The sequence below is a fragment of the Myxococcus dinghuensis genome (assembly GCF_024198235.1).
Taxonomy (GTDB): domain Bacteria; phylum Myxococcota; class Myxococcia; order Myxococcales; family Myxococcaceae; genus Myxococcus; species Myxococcus dinghuensis.
In genome coordinates this window covers 29,135-52,351 of record NZ_JAKCFB010000057.1, presented here as the reverse complement: position 1 = coordinate 52,351, position 23,217 = coordinate 29,135, and the positions used below count along the sequence as shown (strand labels likewise).

The following is a 23,217-nucleotide window of genomic DNA, read 5'->3' as shown; positions in this document are numbered from 1 at the left end:
AGGAGTACTCACTGACGGCCGCGGACGCGGTGGTGCAGAAGACGCCCTTCAGCTTCGACGTCTCCGTCTGGGAGTTCTTCTGGCCCCTGCTCGCCGGCGCACGACTCGTGGTGGCACAGCCCGGCGGGCACCAGGACTCGGGCTACCTGGTGAAGCTGCTCGCCGAGCAGCGCGTGACGACAGTCCACTTCGTCCCCTCCATGCTGCGCGCCTTCCTCGAGGAGCCCGGCCTCGCGTCGCTGACGCACCTCAAGCGCGTGGTGTGCAGTGGTGAGGCCCTCCCTGTCGACCTGGTGAAGCGCGCCCACGCGCACCTGCCCTCCACCTCCGAGGTCCACAACCTCTACGGCCCCACCGAGGCCGCCGTCGACGTCTCCTCCTGGCACTGCGTCCGCGGTGACACCCGCCCCTCCATCCCCATCGGCCGGCCCGTCGCCAACACCCGCCTCTACGTCCTCGACGCCCACGGCCAGCCCTCCCCCATCGGCATCCCGGGCGAACTCTTCATCGCCGGCGTCCAGGTCGGCCTGGGCTACTGGAACCGGCCTCAACTCACCGCCGAGCGCTTCCTCCCCGACACCTTCGGGCCCGTCGCCCACGGGCGCATGTACCGCACTGGAGACCTCGCCCGTTGGGCCTCCGACGGCACCCTCGAGTACCTCGGCCGCTCCGACTTCCAGGTCAAGCTCCGTGGCTTCCGCATCGAACTCGGCGACGTCGAAGCCGCGCTGCGTCTCCAGCCGGAGGTGTCGGAGGCCATCGTCACCCTGAGGGAGCGTGCCTCGGGGGAGCCTCGGCTCGTTGCCTATGTCACGCCCGCGACCGTGGACGTGGCGGGGCTCGAGGAGATGCTGCGAAGACACGTTCCGGAGTTCATGGTCCCGAGCGCGTTCGTTCCCCTGGCCGCGTTCCCGCTCGCACCCAACGGGAAGACGGACCGCGGGGCCCTACCGGAACCCCAGTGGACTTCGGCGTCCGCGAAGGGCGGTGAGTCGCTGACGCTCGTTCAGCAGCAGCTCGCCGCGATGATTCGCGAGTTGCTGGGCGTGTCACACGTGGGCCTGGACGACGACTTCTTCGCGTTGGGAGGGCACTCCCTCCTCGCCACCCAGCTCATGGTGCGCATCCGCACGCTCCTCGGCGCGGAGTTGTCGTTGCGCGAGCTGTTCGAGTCCTCCACGCTGGCTCGGCTCGCCGCGCAGGTCGAGGCCGTCTTGCTGGGAGGCTCACGGACGACGATGCCTCCGCTGCTCCCGGCGCCCCGGGGAGCGGAGCTTCCGCTCTCCTTCTCCCAGCAACGCATGTGGTTCGTGGAGCAACTCCAATCCGGAGAGGCCGTCTACAACATCCCCGTGGCGCTGCGTTTGACGGGACCTCTCGAAATCGAGGCCCTGCGGGCGACGTTCGGCGCGGTGGTGCGCCGCCACGAAGTGCTGCGCACGACCTTCTTTGCTCGGGAAGGGCACCCCTTCCAGCGCATCGAGGCCACTCCGAGCGAATGGGTGTTGCCCGTCGTCGACTTGGGCGCATTGCCCTCCGCCGAGCGCTCGGCCGCGCTGCGGTCCCGGATGAGCCTGGAGGCCCACCATCGGTTCGATCTGGAGAAGGGGCCGCTCCTCCGCACCGTCCTGGTGCGCGTGGACGACCTGGAGCACGTGCTGCTCCTGTGCATGCACCACATCGTCGCGGACGGTTGGTCGATGGGCGCCCTCCTGCATGAGGTCGCGGCGCTCTATCGAGCCCAGGTCGGAGCGCTCGCAGCCCGGCTTCCTGCGCTGGCCATCCAATATGCCGACTACGCGGCATGGCAGCGCCAGTGGGTCATGTCCGAGGCCATCCAGGCCCAACTGGCCGAGCTGAAAGCCCATGTCCAGGGCGTTCCCGAACTGGAGCTTCCCGCCGACTCGGGGCGCCCCCTGCTGCGCACGACCCGGGGAGGGACTCACGCCTTCGTCATCCCGCCACACCTCGTCGCCGAGTTGGAGAAGCTGGGGCGCGCGCAAGGGGCCACGCTGTTCATGGTCCTGCTCGCGGCCTTCGAGGCCGTACTGGCGCGGCACTCCGGACAGGACGACTTCTGCGTCGGCAGCCCGGTCGCACAACGCACGAGGTCCGAGCTCGAGCCACTCATCGGCGTGTTCGTCAACACGCTGGTGATGCGGGCGAGAGTGGATGGCTCGCGGAGCTTCAGGGAGCTGCTGGCGAGGGTCCGCGAGGAATCGCTGTTCGCCTACGTCCATCAGGACGTTCCGTTCGACAGGCTCGTGGAGTCACTCGGGGGTGAGCGGGATGGACGCCGCTCCCCCCTCATCCAAGCGATGTTCGTCCTCCAGAACGCGCCCATCCAGGCTCCTGACCTGCCGGGGGTCCAGGTGGAGGTGCTGAGGACGGCCACGGACACGGCGCGCTTCGACCTCACGCTCTCCATGACGGAGCTGCGTGAGGGTTCCCTGGACGGGGCCCTGGAGTTCAGCCTCGACGTCTTCTCTCCGGCTTCGGCCGAGCGGCTGTGTCGTCAGTGGGTGGTCCTGTTGGAGGCCGCGGTTCGCGACCCTGGAACCCAAGTGGGGCGGCTACCGCTGCTACCCGAAGACGAGCGCCGGAAGGTGTTGGCGGAGTTCCAGGGCCGCGCGGAGCGCTATCCGACGGACGTCCTCCTGCACACGCTCATCGAGGCGCAGGTGGACCGCACCCCTCACGCCGAGGCCGTGCGCTTCGAATCGGAGGTGCTCACCTACGCGCAGTTGGATGCCCGCGCCAACCAGCTCGCCCACCACCTGCGCGCCCTGGGCGCCGGCCCCAACCGCCTCGTGGCCGTCTGCCTGGAGCGCTCACTGGACATGGTGGTGGCCCTCGTGGCCGTCCTCAAGTCCGGCGCCGCCTACGTCCCGTTGGACCCGGCCTATCCCCGTGAGCGACTGGCAGGCATGTTGGAGGATGCCCAGGCCCCCGTGCTGCTGACGCACCAGCGGCTCCTCCAAGTCCTGCCTCGGCACTCGGCACATGGGGTCTGCCTGGACACGGAGGCCGAGGTCCTCTCACGGCGTCCCACCTCCCGGCCCGCGCCGCTGGCCGACCCTGATTCGCTGGCGTACGTCATCTTCACGTCGGGCAGCACGGGCCGCCCCAAGGGGGCCATGAATGCCCACCGGGGCATCGTCAACCGCCTGCTGTGGATACAGCAGGAGTACGCGCTGACGGGCGCCGACGCGGTGATGCAGAAGACGCCCTTCAGCTTCGACGTCTCCGTCTGGGAGTTCTTCTGGCCGCTGATCTCCGGCGCACGACTGGTCGTCGCCAGACCGGGAGGGCACCAGGACCCAGGCTATCTGGTGAAGCTGCTGGCCGAGCAGCGTGTGACGACGGTCCACTTCGTCCCCTCGATGCTGCGCGTCTTCCTGGAGGAGCCCGGCCTGGAGTCGTTGACGCACCTCGAGCGCGTGGTGTGCAGCGGAGAGGCCCTCCCTGTCGACCTGGTGAAGCGCGCCCACGCGCGCCTTCCCGCGACCACCGAGGTGTTCAATCTCTACGGCCCCACCGAGGCCGCCGTCGAGGTCTCCTTCTGGCACTGCGTCCGCGGAGACACCCGCTCCACCATCCCCATCGGCCGGCCCGTCGCCAACACCCGCCTCTACGTCCTCGACGCCCAGGGCCAGCCCTGCCCCATCGGCGTTCCGGGCGAGCTCTTCATCGGCGGTGTCCAGGTAGGCCAAGGCTATTGGAACCGGCCTCAGCTCACCGCCGAGCGCTTCGTTCCCGACCCCTTCGGGCCTGATGCCCACGGGCGCATGTACCGCACCGGAGACCTCGCGCGTTGGGCCTCCGACGGTGCCATCGAGTACCTCGGCCGCGCCGACTTCCAGGTCAAGCTGCGTGGCTTCCGCATCGAGCTCGGCGAAATCGAGGCCGCGCTGCTCGCGCAACCCACCGTGCGCGAAGCCGTGGTGCTCGTGAGGGAGGACACTCCAGGCGATCCGCGCCTGGTCGCCTACGTCGTCGCCACGTCGCCGGAGCTGGACACTGCGGCGCTCCAGTCCTCCCTGGGAGAGCGCCTGCCGACGTTCATGGTGCCCGCGCACTTCGTCGTGCTGTCGAAGTTCCCCTTGAGTCCCAGTGGAAAGCTGGACCGCAAGGCCCTGCCCGCGCCGGTCAGCTCCGTGACGGGAGCGACACCGTTGGAGCCGACAGCCTCGTATCGCCTCACGCCGTTCCAGCAGCGTGTCGCCGCCATCTTCCGCGAGCTGCTCCGCGTGGAGACCGTGGGGCCCCACGACAACTTCTTCGCGCTGGGAGGTCACTCCCTCATCGCCACCCAGGTCGTCTCCCGCTTGCGGAGCACCTTTGGCGTGGAGCTCCCCGTGAAGGCCTTGTTCGATGCGCCCTCGGTGGCGCGGCTGACGGAGATGGTCGAGGAGGCCATGCTCCATCGGACCGCCGCGCCTCGGGCGCCGACAGCCCAGCGGCTCTCCCGGGATGGCGAGCTGCCGCTGTCGTTCGCGCAGCAGCGCCTGTGGTTGTTGGATCAACTCCAGCCTGGGCGCGCCGAATACAACATCGTCGGTGCCATGAGCCTGGAGGGGGCGCTGGACCAGGAGGCCTTGCGCCGCGCGCTGGACCACATCGTCTCGCGTCACGAGTCGCTGCGGGTGACCTTCCACCTGAGCGAAGGCACTCCCATCCAGGTGGTTCACCCTCACGCGTACTGGGTATTGCCGCTCACGGACCTGACCACGGTCCCCCCCGAGGCCCTCCAGCAGGCCACGGAGCGATTCATCGGAGAAGAGGCGAGTACCCCCTTCGAACTCGCCTCGGGTCCCCTCCTCCGCACGCACCTGCTGAAGCTGGAGGAGCGGCGACATGTGCTGGTGCTCGCGATGCACCACATCGTCTCGGACGGTTGGTCCCTGGGCGTGCTGCGCCGGGAGGTCGTCGAGACCTACGAGGCGTTCACGTCCGGGAGGACACCGTCGTTGCCGCCCCTCCCGATGCAATACATCGACTTCGCGGCCTGGCAGCGCCAGCAGCTCCAGGGCGAGACGCTCGCGCGCGAGGTGGATTGGTGGAAGCAACGGCTCATGGGGGCGCCCATGGTCCTCGAAATCCCCACGGACAGGCCGCGTCCCACCATCCGGTCGGCGCGCGGCGGCTCCCTGCCCATCCATCTGTCCCGGCAGCAGGTGGCGCCCCTGTTCGAACTCGCGCAGCGGTCCGGGGCCACGCCGTTCATGGCGCTCGCGAGCGTCTGGCTGCTGCTCCTGTCGCGCTATAGCCGGCAGGAGGACCTGCTCGTGGGTTCGCCCATCGCGGGGCGCCGGAGCAACGAGTTGGAGGGGTTGATCGGCTTCTTCGTCAACACCCTGGTGCTGCGGGCCCGGGTCCACCCGCGCGAATCGTTCCGGAGCCTGCTCGCCCAGGTTCGCGAGATGACGCTCGCGGCCTACGAACACCAGGACGTGCCTTTCGAGAAGCTCGTCGAGGAGCTCCAGCCCCAACGGGACCTGAGCCGCAATCCCCTGGTACAGGTCGTCGTCGCCCTCCAGAACATGCCGGTCGACCAGACCCGCATCGCCGGGCTGACCTTGCGCACGTTGGATGTCTCCAACGACTCGGCGCGCTTCGACCTCGGCCTCATCACCTACGAGGATGCCGGCGCGCTCCGAGGCGTCATCGAGTACAGCGCCGATCTGTTCACCGCGTCCACCGTGGAGCGACTCGGCGAGCACCTGCGGACCCTGGTCGAGGCCGTGGGGCGGACTCCGGATGCGCCGCTGAGCAGCCTGGACATGGTGCCGCCGGACGAGCGCCAGCGGATGTTGGTCGCGTGGAACGACACGACGCGGCCCTATGACTCCGACGGCACCGTCGCGCAGGTCTTCTCCCGTTACGCGAGCCTGCGTCCCTCCGCCGTCGCATTGGAGGCCGGCGACGAGCGGGTCACCTATGGAGACCTCGAGGCTCGCGCCAACCGGCTCGCGCACACCCTGCGCGCCCGAGGCGTGGGGCCCGACACCCTCGTGGCGGTGTGCCTGGAGCGAGGGGTCGAGCTGATCGTCTCGCTCCTGGCCATCCTCAAAGCGGGCGGGGCCTACGTGCCCCTGGATGCGTCCTATCCCGGCCAACGTCTCGCGTACATGCTGGAGGACGCGAAGCCGCTCCTCCTGCTGACCTCACGAGCCCTCCGCGAGCGACTGAGTCTCCCCGCCCCGGCGCCCGAGCCCCTCTTCCCCGAGGAGCTGGACCTGTCGGACGCGCCCGTCGCGCCCCCGGACTCCGTCGCGGGGCCACGTCAGCTCGCCTACGTCATCTTCACCTCGGGAAGCACGGGCCGCCCCAAGGGGGTCGGCATCGAGAACCGGGGACTGCTCCGGCTGTGCCAGGCGGAGCCCTATGTCCGCTACGGCACTCGGGAGACAGGCATCCTCCTGGCCCCCATCTCCTTCGACGGCTCGGTGATGGAGATCTGGCCCGCGCTGCTCAATGGGGGCCGGCTCGTCCTGTACCCCGCGGACGCGCTGCCGAGCGACCTGGCGCGACTCGGGGACGTGCTGGAGCGGCACGGCGTCACGTACATCCACCTGCCGTCCGGACTCTTCTCGCAGCTCGTGGAGCACCGGCCCGACGTCCTGCGGCGCCTGCGGGAGGTCCACGTCGGAGGCGATGTCCTCTCCGCGACGCACGCCCGGCGCATGTTGTCCGCGATGCGCGTGTCCCTCACCAACGGCTATGGGCCCACGGAGTGCTCCGTCGTCGCGACGGCCTTCCCCCTCACGAAGCTCGAGCACGTGGGCGAGTCCGTCCCCATCGGCAGGCCCATCGCCAACACCCAGGTGTACGTGCTCGACGCCGACCTGCACCCGGTCCCCATCGGCGTCCCGGGTGAGCTGTTCCTCGGCGGTGAGGGGCTGGCGCGTGGATACGTCTCGCGTCCCGCGCTGACCGCCGAGCGCTTCATCCCCCATCCCTTCGCCACCACGCCTGGCGAGCGCCTCTACCGGACGGGAGACCTGGTCCGCTGGCGCTCCGACGGCGTCCTGGAGTTCATCGGCCGGGCGGACCATCAAGTGAAGGTCCGCGGCTTCCGCATCGAGCTGTCGGAGGTGGAGACGGCCCTGCGGGCCCTGCCCACGGTGAACGAGGCCGTGGCCATCGTGCGAGAGGACGTGCCGGGCGACAAACGCCTCGTGGCCTACGTCACGCCGCGCGCCGGCCAATCCCTGGACCCGGCGAGCCTGCGCGTCGAGCTGCGCCAGCAACTGCCTGAGTACATGGTGCCGTCCATCCTCGTCGCGCTCGAGGCGTTGCCCGTGGGCACGAGCGGCAAGGTGGAGCGCGCGGCGCTCCCCGTGCCGGACGCGGAGTCCACCGGACGCAAGGGGCGCTTCATCGAGCCCTCGAATCCGCTGGAGCAGCAGATCGCCGCGGTGTGGGCGAAGGCGCTGGGCACCGAGCACGTGGGCATCCACGACCACCTCTTCGAGGAATTGGGAGGCACCTCGCTCACCGTGGTTCGCATCGCCACGAGCCTGCGCGAGGCGTTGAGCCAGGAGATTCCAGTCGTCTGGCTGTTCGAGTACCCCACCGTTCACGGGCTCGCGACCACGTTGGAGCGCCAGCGTCAGGGCTCCGCCGAGGCCCCCGCCTCCGAGGCACCTCGGCCGTCTACCCTCCCGGCCGAGCCCCGGCTCCCGCCACCCGCCACCTCGGGTGCCATCGCCATCATCGGCATGGCGGGCCGGTTCCCCGGCGCGGGCTCGGTGACGGAGTTCTGGCGCAACCTGCGCGACGGCGTGGAGTCCATCTCCCGCTTCACGGACGCGGAGGTCGAGCGACCTCCAGGCCTGCCCGCGGACCTGGACTTGCGACAGCACCCGGCGTTCGTCCCCGCGGGAGGCGTGCTCGACGGCGTGGACCTGTTCGACCCCGCCTTCTTCGACATGTCGCCGCGCGAGGCGCAGTGGCTGGACCCGCAGCAGCGCCTGTTCCTCCAGACGGCCTGGACCGCGCTGGAGGACGCAGGGGTGGACCCGGACCGCTTCCCGGGCGCCATCTCCCTCCACGCGGGCGCCATCGACTCCGGTTACGCGGACGCCGTCCGGGCCTCGATGCCCATCGACGGGGCGGCGCTCTTCGAGCTCTACGGGACGGCGACCCACACCAGCCTCGCGACGAAGACGTCCTACAAGCTGGGGCTCACGGGCGAGAGTGTCCTCATCAACACCGCGTGCTCCACCGGGCTCGTGGCCGTGCACCTCGCCTGCCAGAACCTGTTGTCGGGCGCGGCCCAGGTGGCCCTGGCCGGAGCGACGCGGCTGTCGGTGCCGCAACGCACGGGCTACGTCTACCAGGAAGGGATGATCCTCTCGCCGGACGGCCACTGCCGTCCCTTCGATGCCCAGGCCCAGGGCACCGTCACCGGCAACGGCGTCGCGTGCATCGTACTCAAGCGCCTCGAGGACGCGGTGCGCGACGGCGACTCCGTCTACGCGGTGATTCGCGCGACGGCGACGAACAACGACGGCCGGGACAAGTCCGGCTTCACCGCGCCCAGCGTGGCGGGACAGGCCGCCGTCATCCGCCGGGCGCTCGCCCTCTCCGGCGTGAAGGCGGAGGACATCGCCTACGTGGAGACCCACGGCACCGCCACGCCCCTGGGAGACCCCATCGAGGTGGCCGCGCTCCAGCGCGCCTATGGCCTGGGGCCCCAGCACAGGGGCTCCATCGCGCTGGCGTCGTTGAAGAGCAACGTGGGGCACCTGGACACGGTGGCCGGCCTCGCGGGGCTCATGAAGGCCGCGCTCGCGCTGCACCATGGCGAGGTCCCTCCGAGCCTGCACTACCAGCGCCCCAATCCGCGCATCGACTTCGACGCCACGCCCTTCTTCGTCAACACCACGCTCAGACCGTGGCCACGGAGCCAGACGCCGCGGCGCGCCGCCGTCAGCTCCTTCGGCATCGGCGGAACCAACGCGCACGCCATCCTCGAGGAATCCCCCATGCCTCCGAGCGGTACGTCCCGTCGCTCCCACCAGGTCTTCGTCCTCTCGGCGCGCTCCCCCGAGGCACTCGAAGCCGCCTCCAGGCAGCTCGCCGCGCATGCAGAGGCGCTCTCCGGCGAGGGCCTCCTGGCCGACGCGGCCTTCACCCATGCCGTCGGCCGCAAGGCCTTCGAGCATCGCCGCGCGGTCGTGGCTCACGACGCGGCCGACCTGCATCGACAGCTCCTCAAGCCGTACACCCCCGTCAAGGTGAAGGACCTGGAGGCGGCCCGACGTCGACGTGTGGCCTTCATCTTCCCAGGCCAGGGCACTCAGCAGCTCGGCATGGGCCGCGACCTGTATGACGGGGAGCCGCGGTTCCGCGCCTCCCTCGAGACGTGCCTGGGCCTGCTCCCGGAGTCCCTGCGCGAGCGCGTCCACGCGTTGATTCGCGCCGCGCCAGGGACCGATGCCGAGCACGCGGCGCTGCTCGGTGACACCCGCGTCGCCCTGCCCGCGCTCTTCGCCGTGGAGTATTCACTGGCGCGCCTGTGGATGGACTGGGGACTGCGGCCCCACGCCGTGCTCGGCCACAGCTTCGGGGAATATGCCGCCGCGTGCATCGCGGGTGTCCTGTCGCTGGAGGACGGGCTGAAGCTGGCCGTGGCGCGCGGAGACCTGATGCACCGCATGCCGCCGGGCGGCATGCTCGCGGTGGCGCTGCCCGAGTCCCAGGTCCTCCCGCTGCTGTCGGGGCGGCTGTCACTCGCGGCCGTCAATGGACCGGATCGCTGCGTGGTCTCGGGTCCCGCGGTGGAGGTCGAACGGCTCCAGGCGCGGCTGAAGGCGCAGGACGTGGGCGTGGTGCGGATGCCCGCGCCGCATGCGTTCCACTCGGCGGACGTCGAGCCGCTGATGCCGGAGCTGGAGCGCGTGGTGGCGTCGTTGCGCCGGGCCGCGCCCTCCGTCCGCTACGTCTCGAGCGTCACGGGGAGGTTGACCCATCCCGGCGAGTTGGCCGCGCCTCGCTACTGGGCGGACCAGATGCGCCAGCCCGTTCGCTTCGCGGACGCGGTGGGCGCGTTGCTGGAGGACGGCTGCAGCGTGCTCCTGGAGGTGGGGCCCGGTCAGGACCTCACCCCCCTGGTGCGAACCTCCCTGGGCCAGGACCAGGGACAGGTGAAGGCCCTGGCCACGTTGAAGCGCGGCGGGGCCACGCCGGAGCACGCCAGCCTCCTGGCGACGCTGGGGGAGCTGTGGACCCAGGGCCTGGAGATCGACTGGTCCGCCGTCTTCGCGGGGGAGCCGCGCCAGCGTCTCCACCTGCCGACCTACCCGTTCCAGGAGCGCCGCGTCTGGGTGGAGCCCCCCTCCACCAGCGCGCCTCGCGTCCAGGTCGCCCACGTCGCCGCCGCCGAGCAGCCTCCGCTGCGCATGACCGCCGACGGCCATGTCCCACGCATCGACGTGCCTCCAGCGGAGCCCTCCGGCGGGAGCATGGCGAACGCCCGCGCGCCTGTCGCGCTCGAGCCCCCCATCACCGCCATCCCCATGCCACCCCACGGCGTCGTGTCGGTGGCGCCTGCGTCGGTCTCGGCGGCGCCCGCCTTGGCGCCGGCCTCGCTGGAGCGCCCTGCGCAGGAGCCGACCGGGCGCGCGGACAGGCCCCGTGGGAACGTGGAGGAGCGCCTCGCGGCGCTCTGGCGAGCACGGCTCGGCGTGGAGTTCGTGGGCCGCGACGACGACTTCCTCGAGATTGGCGGCAACTCGCTGATGGCCGCCCAGCTCCTCAACCAGGTGCGCGAGGAGTTCGGGGTCCAGTTCCAGCTCGCGGTGCTCTTCGAGGCGCCCACCGTCTCCTCGCTGGCGCGGCGCATCGAGCCCCTGCTCTCCCTGTCGACCCCCGCGGCGCCCTCGCGCGAGCAACCCCTGGCCCCCGTGTCCCGCGTGGGCGAGGTCCCCCTCTCCTTCGTCCAGGAGCGCGTCTGGCGCCTGGAGCAGTACCTGCCGGGCCTGTCCGCCTACAACATCCCGGTGCTCCTGCGCCTGGACGGGGACCTGGATGTCCCGACGATGGAGCGCGCCCTCCAGGAGGTCGTCCAACGCCACGAGGCCTTGCGGACCACCTATGACACCGTGGACGGGCGCCCCGTCCAACGGTTCCACGCGTCGTTCCGCATCCCCCTCCCGGTCGTGGAGGTGCATGGCGCGACCCCGGAGGCCCGGGAGGTGGAGGCGATGCGATTGGCTCGCGAGGACGCGGGCGCCCCGTACGACCTGGTCCGCGGCCCGGTGGTCCGCACGACGCTGCTTCGACTGGAACCCCGGCGTCACATCCTGATCGCCGGCATCCATCACGTCGTCAGTGACACCCTGTCCATGGGGATCTTCCTCAATGAGCTGGGGCAGCTCTACGCCGCCATCAAGCAAGGCAGGCCCTCCGGCTTGCAGCCGCTCCCCGTGCAGTACGCGGACTTCGGGGCCTGGCAGCGGCGAGGCATCCGCGACGGGCACCTCGTGGACCAGGAGAAGTGGTGGCGCACCCGACTCGCGGGCATGCCTCGCCGCATCGACGTGCCCACGGATCGGCCGCGCCCGGAGAACAGCCCGCTGACGTCGGTGCGCATGCCCGTGGCCTTCAGCCCGACGTTCTCCCGGGAGCTGACGGCCTTCGGGAAGCGGGAGGGGTTCACCCCCTACCTGCTCGTCCTCGCGGGGTGGCAGGCGCTCCTCCACCGCTACAGCGGACAGACGGACATCGTCGTGGGCACGCCCATCGCCAACCGCACGCGCCCGGAGCTGCTGCCCCTCATCGGCTATGTGGCGCACTCGGTCGCGTTCCGCACGAGCTTCGGGGACGATCCGACGTTCCGCGAACTGCTGGTGCGCGTGCGCCAGGAGCTCAACGAGGTGCAGTCCCGCCCGGACGTGCCCTTCGAGTACCTGAGCGAGAGCGTCCTCCCGGGGAAGGACATCCACCGGGGCCGCATGACGGACACCGTCTTCGTGTACCACAACGCCCTCGGCACCGGGGCCGGCGCCCTGGAGATGGTCGGTGTACGCGCCTCGATGGCGGAGATTCCCGACGGGCCCGTCCAATGGGGCGCGACCCTGTCCGACCTGACGCTCGTCCTCGGTGAGGAGCCCGGACAGATTCGCGGCGCGCTCGAATACGCCACCGAGCTGTTCGATGAGCGCACCGCCCGCGGGATGATGGCGCACCTGGAGGTGCTCCTCGCCTCGGGCCTCGCGAACCCCGACGCGCGCATCTCGAACCTGGGGTTGGGCACCGCGGCAGAACGCGCGGACTGGCCCGCGCCACTCTCCCTGAAGACGTCGCCCACGTCCGTGCCAGCCCAGCTCGACGGGCGCGCCACGCGACACTCACGGAGCGTGGCCGCGTCCCAGGGCGAGCACGCGTGGACCTGGGACACGCTGTCCGCGCGGGCGCACGCCATCGCCCGGCGCCTGCTGTCGATGGGCCTGCGGAACGACGAACCCGTCGCGGTCTGCCTGCCCCCATCTCCCACCAAGCTGGCGGTGCTGTGGGGAATCCTCGAGGCAGGTGGCGCGGTCGTCACCGTGAGCCCCTCGGGATTGTCTGAACTCTCGACGTACGCCGCGCCCGACGGTCGGGGCCCGCTGCTCGTCACCCGGAAGGATGGCGTGGCCTCCGCGCGGCTCGACCCCTCGCGTGTCCTCTACGAGGAGTCGCTGTCCGACCTCCCCGTGCAGGCGTCCGGAGCCGGCGCGCGCGGTGCCGGCACGGTGGCGTGGCTGATGCCGCAGGGCCCTGGTCGACCCGCCTGGGTCCTCGGGGCCGGGGAGCTGGCGGCGCTGTTCGACGCGATGGACGAGCGCCTGCGTCCCATCGAGGGTGGGACGTGGGTGGCGGCGACGGAGCCCACCGCGGATTGCCCGGAGTTGGAGCAGTTGTGGGCGCTCTCGCGTGGCCTCCGAGTGACGTTCCCGTCCGAACGCGTCGCTTCCCGCCTGGTGCATCTCCGAGGCGAGGGGCCCCGCTCCAGGGCGATGGACATGAGCCTCATCTACTTCGCCAACGACGAGGACTCGCTGAAGGGGCCGAAGTACGAGCTGCTGATCGAGGGCGCGAAGTTCGCGGACGCCCATGGCTTCTCCGCCGTCTGGACACCCGAGCGCCACTTCCACTCGTTCGGCGGGCTCTATCCCCAGCCCGCCGTCGTCGCGGCGGCGCTCGCCACCGTCACCCGGAACCTGAAGTTGCGCTCGGGGAGCGTGGTGCTGCCGCTGCATGACCCCATGCAGGTCGCCGAGCAGTGGTCCGTCGTGGACAACCTCTCCAACGGCCGCGTCGGGCTGTCCGTGGCCACCGGGTGGCACGTCGCGGACTTCACCTTCGCGCCGCAGAACTTCGAGAATCGCCGCGACGTGCTGGTGCGGCACCTGGAGACCCTGCGCGCGCTGTGGCGGGGGGCGAAGGTCCTCCGCACGGGCGGCGGCGGCGCGCAGTTGGAGCTGGCCCTGCGCCCCAAGCCCGTCCAGCGGGAGCTGCCCGTGTGGCTGACGGCGTCGAGCAGCCCGGAGACGTTTCGTCTGGCGGGCGAGCTGGGCGCGGGCGTGCTGACGGGGCTCCTGGCCCAGTCCCTGGAGGACTTGAAGCGCAAGGTCGCGCTGTACCGCGACGCCTGGCGGCGCAATGGCCATGCGGGGCGAGGCCACATCACCCTCATGCTCCACGCCTTCATCGGCGACGACGAGCAGGAGGTGCTGCGTCAGGTTCGCGCGCCGCTGCTGAGCTACTTCCGGAGCTCCGCGGAGATCACCGCGAGCCTGCTCGCGACCCAGGGCCTCCAGGGGGAGATCGACAAGGTGTCGGAGGAGGACATCGCGGCGCTCCTGGAGCACACCTTCGAGCACCACGCGAAGGGGACCGGCCTCATCGGCACCGTGGACAGCGGCCTGAAGCGCCTGCTGGAGGTGCGCGAGGCGGATGTGGACGAGGTCGCCTGTCTCATCGACTTCGGCCTGGAGACGCCCGTCGTGCTGGAGGGGCTGCGTCGGCTGGCCCGGCTCCGCGAACGACTGGACCAGGACGCCAGCACGCGCATGGCGCAGGTGCGGGTCGAGGGCGATCAGGGCGTCGAGGAGCTGCTGTCGCTGACGCGAGGCCCCGGCGCGGTGTTCCTGCACACGTCCGCGCGGCTGGCGCGCACGTTGAGCGAGTTGCCCGTGCCCCGCGAGGCCTTGGGGGCCGTCGGGGTCCTGGTGCTCGAAGGCGCGTCCGTCGAGCTGGCCACCTCGCTGCACCGCGCGTCGGGCATCGAGGTCCTCCTCGCGGGAAGTCCCGTCTCGGGGGCCATGTTGCCGAGGTCTCCCTCCGAGCGGCTACCTAAGGGGCTCCGGGCCTGGGTGCTGGACCCGACCGGACGCCCCGTTCCGGTGGGTGTCGTCGGCGAGCTGGCCGTGGAGGGCGCGGGGCTCCCCTCCGGTCTGTGGAAGGCCGAGGACGAGGAGCGGCGACGGCTGGTGAAGCACCCCACCGGAGGGGCGACGCGGCTGCTCCGCACGGGGACCCATGGCCGCCTTCGCGCCGACGGGAGGGTGGAGCGGGTCCAGTCCCCCGCCATCAAGGCGCCGGGCCCCACCAAGTCCCCCACGACCGCGCCCGCCGTCACCGCGCCCCCCGCCACACCGACGGCCATTCCCCGCGCGAAGCGGGACGGCCCGCTGCCGCTGTCGTTCGCGCAGCAGCGCCTCTGGTATCTCCAGCAGCTCTCGCCGAAGAGCACGGCGTACAACAACGGCTCCAGCTTCCGGCTCACGGGCCCGCTGGACGTGGGGGCGCTCCAGGCGTCCTTGACCGAGCTGGTGCGTCGACACGAAGTGCTGCGCACCACGTACAGGCTCACCCCGGAAGGCGCGGTCCAGGTCATCCACCCGGAGGCCTCGCTTCCGATGCCACTGGAGGACGTCCCGGGTGAGACGCGCGAGGCACGCGAAGCCGAGATGCTGCGCCGGTGCCTGGCCCATGCCCACGAGGTCTTCGACCTGGAGACGGGGCCCGTGGTCCGCGCGAGGTTGCTGCGCATGGGGCCCGAGGAACACGTCGTCGCCTTTGCCCTCCATCACGTCGTCTCCGACGCGTGGTGCAACCTCGTCCTGGCCCGGGAGCTGGGGGTTCTGTACACGTGCTTCAGCGCGGGGCGCCCCTCGCCCCTGCCCGAGCTGCCGGTGCAGTACGCCGACTACGCCGTCTGGCAGCGCGAGTGGCTGGAAGGCGCGGTGCTGGACGGCCAACTGCGCTGGTGGACGGCGCAGCTCACGGACGTCCCCGCGCTGGAGCTGCCCACGGACCGGCCACGTCCCGCCATCCAGGCACACGCAGGCGCGATCCTGCACTTCGTCCTGGGGCGTGACGTCGTGGAGCCGGTGCTCGCCCTGGGGCGCCGCGAAGGCGCCACGTCGTTCATGGTGATGCTGGCGCTGTACCAGGTCCTGCTCGGCAAGCACGCCGGCCAGGAGGACTTCGCGATCGGCGTCCCGACCGCGGGACGCACCCGGCCCGAGGTCGAGGGGCTCATCGGCTGCTTCGTCAACACCCTCGCCCTGCGCACCCAGTTGGTGGGGGACCCGTCGTTCCGTGAGCTCCTGTCTCGGGTGAAGAGCGCGGCACTGGCGGCGTTCTCGAACCAGGACACCCCCTTCGAGCGGCTCATCGAGGCGCTGAGGGTCCCGCGCGATCAGAGCCGGACACCCGTGTTCCAGGTCTCGCTCAACGTGGTCAACACGCCCCCCATCGAGGCGACGCATCAGTCTTTCAGCCTGAGCAAGGTCGACATCGACACGGGGACCTCCAAGTTCGACCTGAACCTGGATGTGTTCGAGGAGCAGGGCGCGCTGCGTTGCAGCCTGGAGTACGCCACGAGCCTCTTCGAGGCCGCCACGGTGGAGCGGCTCGCCGCGCGACTGGCCGTGCTCGCGCGCGTCGTCGCCGCTCAGCCGGACCTGCCCCTCTCCCAGCTCTCGCTGATGACCGAGGACGAGCGCCGGCGGGTGCTGGTGGAGTGGAACGACACGGCGGTGGACACGCCACGCGAGGCGTCCATCCCCGCGCTCTTCGCGCGGCAGGTGGCGGACACTCCCCACGCGGTGGCGTTGGCCTCGGCTTCCGGGCAGTACACCTACGCGGAGCTGGCCCAGCGCTCCGCGCGGCTCGCGAACCACCTGCGCTCCCTGGGGGTCCGTCGTGGCAGTCGGGTGGGATTGGCCATGGAGCGCTCGGCGGAGCTCATCGTCGGCATGCTCGGCGTCCTCGAGGCCGGCGCGGCCTACGTACCGTTGGACCCGGGCCATCCCCCCGAGCGTCTCTCGTGGATCCTCCGTGAAGCGGGCGTCGACATCCTGGTGACGCAGCAGTCCCTGGACGAGGGGTGGCCGGGGCTGACCTTCCCGCCCGTCCTCATCGACGCCGACTGGGACGTCATCGCCCGACAGCCGGCCACGGCGCCGACCGAGCCCCTGGGCGGCGACGATCTGGCCTACGTCATGTTCACCTCGGGAAGCACGGGGCAGCCCAAGGGCGTCTGTGTGCCCCATCGCGGCGTGACGCGACTGGTGCGAGGCAGCACCTTCATGCGCATGGGCCCCGAGGAGGTCTTCCTCCACCTGGCGCCAGCGGCCTTCGATGCGTCGACGCTGGAGGTCTGGGGAGCGCTGCTCAACGGCGGGCGGCTGGTCATCGCGCCGTCCGAGGCCCAGTCCGTGGAGGCGCTGGGGGCGCTGCTGGTGGAATCCGGCATCACCTCCGTGTGGTTGACGGCGGCCTTGTTCGACCAGGTCGTCCAGCACCAGGGGGAGGCCCTGGCGCAGGTGCGGCAGGTGCTCGCGGGAGGGGATGTGCTCCCGGTGCGGCGCGTACGGGAACACCTCGCGCGCGTGGCGCCGGACGCGGTGCTCATCAACGGCTACGGCCCCACGGAGAACACGACGTTCTCCACCACCCACACCCTGCGGGCTGGCGCGGAGCCGGGCCAGTCGGTCCCCATCGGGCGCCCGTTGTCCAACTCGACGGCCTATGTGCTGGACGGGTCGCTCCAACTGGTGCCCCCTGGAATCCCGGGCGAGCTCTTCGTGGGCGGAGCTGGCCTGGCGTGGGGCTACCTGAACCGCTCCGACCTGACGGCGGAGCGCTTCGTCCCGCACCCCTTCTCCGCCACGCCCGGCGCGCGCCTCTACCGGACGGGAGACCGCGTGCGTTGGCGCGAGGACGGCACGCTGGAGTTCCTCGGTCGCGTGGACTTCCAATTGAAGATCCGTGGCTTCCGCATCGAGCCCGGCGAGGTGGAAGCCGTCATCGGCGGGCTGGGCGGCGTCCGCGAGGTCGTCGTCATCGCCCGGGAGGACCTCCCCGGAGACAAGCGGCTGGTGGCCTACGTCGTCCCGGAGGAGGACGACGCGCTGGAGGTCGGCACGCTGAAGGCCCTCGTCCAGCGGCGGCTGCCGGAATACATGGTGCCTTCCGCCTTCGTGCTCTTGGCCGCCCTCCCCCTCTCCCCCAACGGCAAGGTGGACCGGAAGGCGCTCCCCCCGCCCGAACAGCCGGCGGTCTCCGCCACGCCCGACGCCGCCCCTCGCAACGAGACGGAGACACGGCTCGCGGCCATCTGGGCGGAGGTCCTGCACCAGGAGTCGGTGGGCATCCACGACGACTTCTTCGAACTGGGCGGCCACTCCCTCCTCGCGACCCAGGTGGTGTCACGCATCCGCGCCGTGCTGGGCGTGGAGCTCCCCCTGGGAGACCTGTTCGGTGCGCCCACCGTGGCGAAGCTCGCGGAACGGCTATCGACGGCCACGCAGGCGAAGGCGCCCACCCTCCAACGCGCGCCCCGGACGGAGGACCTGCCGCTGTCGTTCGCGCAGCAGCGCCTGTGGTTCGTCGACCAGCTCCAGCCGGGCACCACGGTCTACAACAACCCCTTCCCCCTGCGCCTGCGCGGCACGCTGGACGAAGCCGTCCTGCGACGCACGTTCGAGGAGCTGGTCCGGAGACACGAGGCCCTCCGCACCACCTTCGCGAACAAGGACGGCCAGCCGGTGCAGAAGATCCACGCCGCCAGCTTCGTTCCGATGCAGCGCGTGGACCTGTCGCGAATCGCCCAGGAGGCCGTCCGCCGGGCCGAGGCCTTGCGGCTGGTGAACGAAGAGGTGGGCAGGTCCTTCGACTTGTCGAAGGGGCCGTTGATCCGCACGCTCCTCCTGAAGCTCCAGCCGGACGAGCACATCCTCGTCCTCCACGTCCACCACATCGTCTCCGACGGGTGGTCGCTGGGGGTCTTCAAGCGCGAGCTTTCGATGCTCTACGAGGCCTTCCGCAAGCGGCTGCCCTCGCCCCTTCCCGAGCTCCCCGTCCAGTACGCGGACTATGCCGTCTGGCAGCGGAAGTGGCTGAGTGGAGCGACGCTCGCGGCCGAGGTCGGATGGTGGAAGCAGGCGCTGGAGGGTGCGCCCGTCACGCTGGACCTGCCGGTGGACAAGCCCCGTCCCGCGGTCTTCAACCACCAGGGAGACGTGGCGAGGCTGGACCTGTCGCTGTCCCTCACGGAGGCGTTGGAGGCGCTGGCCCAGCGCGAGGGCGTCACGTCGTTCATGTTGTTGCTCGCGGTGTTCCACACCCTGCTCCACCGGTACTCCGGCCAGGAGGACATCCTCGTCGGCTCCCCCATCGCCAACCGCAACCTCGCGGACACCGAAGGGCTGATCGGCTTCTTCGTCAACACGCTGGTGTTGCGGGCGCGCCCCCAACCGACCCTGCGCTTCCGCGAGCTGCTGAAGCAGGTCCGCGACGACACGCTGGGCGCCTACGAGCACCAGGCCGTCCCCTTCGAGAAGCTCGTCGAGGAGCTGCTCCCGACCCGTGACGCGCGTCGCTCCCCCCTGTTCCAGGTGATGTTCTCGCTCCTGAACACTCCCGCCGGGAGCGTCGGCATCGAGGAGCTGGTCGTGGAGGAGGCGGAGAGTGATGTGTCGCCGATGGCGATGTTCGAGCTGTCGCTGCACGTGTCTCGCGGGCCCGGTGGCTTCTCGGGCGTGCTCTCCTACGGCACCGACCTGTTCGCCCACGAGTCGATGGAGCGTTTCTGCCGGGACTACGAGCGCCTGTTGCAGGGCATCGTCACCGACGTGGACTCGCGGCTGGGAGAACTCCCGCTCGCCGGGCCAGCGCAACAGCGACAGCCGGTTCCGGGGCGCGCGGAGCCGCTGTCACCCGGCGAGGCCCCCCGGGCCGGCACACGTCCTCCGCTGTCGTTCGCCCAGCAGCGCCTGTGGTTCCTGGAGCAGTTGCAGCCGGGGACCGCGCTCTACAACATGCCGGCGCCGATACGGTTCTCCGGGAGCCTGGCGCTGCCCAAGTTCCAGCGCGCGGCCGACGAGTTGGTGCGCCGTCACGAGTCGCTCCGCACCTCCTTCCACGAGGACCGGGGCGAGCCGTACCAGGTCATCCACCCGGCGACCCCTGGGGTGCTCTCGGTGGTGGACCTGTCGAGGATGGACCCGGAGGCGCGCCGGCGGGAGGTGGAGCGGCGCGTGTCGGAGGATGCGAACCAGCCGTTCGACCTGGCCGTGGGCCCCCTGCTCCGCATGACGATGCTCGTGCTGGAGCCGACGGAGCACGTGCTGATGCTGTGCATGCACCACAGCATCAGCGACGCCTGGTCCCAGGGGCTCCTGGCCCGGGAACTCCTCCTGCTCTACGACGCCTTCAGCCGCGGCGCCCCCTCTCCATTTCCTGAGCTGACGCTCCAATACGCGGACTACGCCACGTGGCAGCGGGAATGGTTGCGCGGCGACACGTTGAAGACGCAGCTCGACTGGTGGAAGACGCGGTTGGCCGGTGCGCCGGTCGCCCTGGAGTTGCTCACCGACCGTCCTCGCCCCGCGGTGAGGTCACACCGGGGCGCGGCGGCTCCCGTGACGCTGTCGCGGGCGCTCAGCCAGGACCTGGAGACCCTGGCGCAACGCGAGAGCGTGACACCGTTCATGCTCCTGCTCGCCGGGTTCCAGGCCCTCCTGCATCGGCACTCGGGACAGGAGGACGTCCTGGTGGGGTCGCCGATCGCGGGTCGCCGCCACGCGGGGACGGAGGTGCTGATCGGCTTCTTCGTCAACACGCTGGTGCTGCGCGCCCGCTTCTCCCCGACGCTCACCTTCCGGGAACTCCTGGCCCAGGCGCGTGACACCACCCTGGGGGCCTTCGACCATCAGGACGTGCCCTTCGAGCGTCTGGTGGAGGAGATCCAGCCCGCCCGGGACCTGGGCCGCACGCCGCTGTTCCAGGTGGTCTTCAACTTCCAGAACACGCCCGACGTGGATGTCCAGCTCCCGGACCTGACCTTGCGAGGCGTCGAGATGGAGCACGCGCTCGCGCGCTTCGAGCTCGAGCTGGCCATGGTGCGGATGCCGGACGGCTATCGCGGCGCGCTGGTGTTCGACACGGACCTGTTCGACCGCACCACCGCGGAGCGGCTCGTCACCCGGCTCCAGCTCCTGCTGGAGGCCGCCGTGGCGAACCCCGATGCGCCGGTGTCCGGGCATCCGCTGCTGACGCGGACGGAGCGGCACGCGGTCCTCACGGATTGGAACCGCACCCACGCGCGCGGCCACCCCGTGGGGAACATCGCCCAGCACTTCTCCGCGCAGGTCCAACGCGCGCCCGATGCCGTGGCCCTCGTCCTGGGGCGCTCGCGCATGACCTATGCGGAGCTCGACGCGCGCTCGACCCAGCTCGCGAACCACCTGCTCGCGTTGGGGGTGGGCCTCGAGGCGCGGGTGGGGGTCTGCCTGCACCGGAGCTTCGACATGGTGGTGGGCCTGCTGGCCATCCTCAAGGTCGGCGCGGCCTACGTCCCGGTCGACCCGAGCCATCCCGCTCCGCGCCGAGCCTTCGTGCTCGATGACGCGAACGTCTCGGTCCTCCTCACCCAGGAGGCATTGGCCGACACGCTGTCCGCGGGGACGCGCCCCGTCGTGCGGCTCGATTCGGACCAGGCCCTCATCGCGCGCCGGCCCCGCGAGATGCCGTATGTCCACATCGGGGAGGAACACCTCGCGTACGTCACCTACACCTCGGGCTCCACCGGACAGCCCAAGGGCGTGGAGATCGCCCACCGGGGCGTGCTGCGGCTCGTGCAGGACCCGGGCTTCGTCTACCTCGACTCGAGGGAGGTGCTCCTCCAGCTCTCGCCGCTCGCCTTCGACGCATCCACCTTCGAGATCTGGGGCGCGCTGCTCAATGGCGCTCAGTTGGTCCTCCATCCGCATGCGACGGTGGACCTGGACGAGCTGACCCATACGCTCTCCCGACACCAGGTGACGGTGCTGTGGTTGACGGCGGCCCTGTTCGATCAGGTCCAGCGACATCGCCCGGAGGCGCTCACCCCCATCCGCCAGGTGCTCGCGGGCGGTGACGTGCTGTCGGTGGCCAGGGTGCGCGAACGGCTGGCCACGGGTCGTCCGTTGGTGAATGGCTACGGCCCCACCGAGAACACGACCTTCACCACCACGCATCACCTCGCCTCCGAGGAGGACCTCGGCGTCACGGTACCGATTGGCCACCCCGTCCATCACACGCAGGTCTACGTCCTGGACGATTCGATGCAGCCCGTCCCGGTCGGGATGCCGGGAGAGCTGTATGTGGGAGGCGCGGGCCTGGCGCGTGGCTACACGGGGCAGCCCGCGTTGACGGCCGAGCGCTTCGTGCCGCACCCCTTCGCGACCACGCCGGGCGAACGGCTCTACCGCACGGGAGACCGGGCCTCCTGGCGGCCGGATGGAACGCTGATGTTCCTGGGGCGCGTGGACTCCCAGGTGAAGCTGCGCGGCTTCCGGGTCGAGCCCGGCGAGGTCGAAGCCGTGCTGCGCGGCCGGCCGGAGGTCGGCGAGGCCGTGGTCCTGGTGCGGGAGGTGACGCCCGGGGACAAGCGCCTGGTGGCCTACGTCACGTCGCGTTCGAGCCAGCCCCTCGACGTGGCGGCGCTGAGGAGCGCGCTCCAGCAACTCCTGCCTGAGTACCTGGTCCCGTCCCACTTGATGGTGCTGGACCGCTTGCCGCTGACGACGCATGGCAAGGTGGACACCCGGGCGCTGCCCGAGCCGACGACGGAGTCGGTCCAGGCCGGGGCGTGGGTGGCGCCGAGGGACATGCTCGAGCTGCGGCTGGCGCGACTCTGGGAGGAAGTCCTCGGCCTCCCGTCGGTGGGCGTGCGCTCCAGCTTCTTCGACCTCGGAGGGCATTCCCTGCTGGCGGTGCGGCTCATGGCGGAGGTCGGCGAACTCGTGGGTCGCAAGTTGCCGCTCGCCACCCTCTTCCAGGCCCCCACCATCGAACAACTGGCGGAGTGGCTTCGCAGGGAGCGCCCGAGTCGCCCGTCCAGCCTCGTGCCGTTCGGGCACACCGGGGTGGCCGACAGGACGCCGTTCTTCTGCGTGCATCCGGTGGGCGGCAACGTGCTCTGCTACGCGGAGCTGGCCCGGCTGGTGGGAACGCAGCGCCCCTTCTACGGCCTCCAGGCCCAGGGCGTGGACGGCGACACCGCCCCCAGGACCTCCATCGAAGCGATGGCCGCCGCCTATGTCGAGGCCGTCCAAGAGGTCCAACCCCGCGGGCCCTATCTCCTCGGCGGGTGGTCACTGGGCGGTGTCGTGGCCTACGAGATGGCGCGGCAGCTCCGCGCGCGGGGGGAGACGGTCGGGCTCCTCGCGGTGTTCGACGCGTACGCGCCACGTGCGGGCGGGATGGAGGACGCCGCGCCCCGACTCCACTCCGCGCTGCTGTTCGCCAAGGACCTGATGGGCGCGTCCCTGGCGACACTGGAGCTGGATGTGGCCTCGCTCGCCGGACGGGAGCCCGACGAGGTGCTGGGGCGACTGCTCGAGGCGGGGCTCGCCTCGGGAGCACTGCCCCGGGGAATGGACCTCTCGAGGCTGCGCGCCCTGTTCGAGGTCTTCGAGGCCCACCACGCGGCCCTGCTGCGCTACGGGCCTCGCCCCCTCTCGGGTCGGACCCTGTTGTTCGAGGCCTCGGAGGTCGAGGAAGGCGCGACGGCGGACCGAGGTTGGGCGGCACTCGTGGGCGCGGCGCTGGAGCGGCACGTCATCCCTGGCGACCACTACGCGCTGCTGCGAGGCCGAGGCGTGCAGCTCCTGGCGGAGCGCTTGAAGGAGGCCCTGGAGCACGTCCCCTGAAGCGCACCCGAGGGCCGCC

General features: G+C 70.8%; 1 protein-coding gene. It reads left to right on the top strand.

Annotation, left to right across the window (positions count from 1 at the left end; all coding sequences use genetic code 11):
- On the top strand, positions 1 to 23,198 hold a 23,198-nt coding region (locus LZ198_RS39250; protein WP_407667504.1), incomplete at its 5' end, for a non-ribosomal peptide synthase/polyketide synthase.
- Between the last annotated feature and the right edge of the window lie 19 nt (positions 23,199 to 23,217).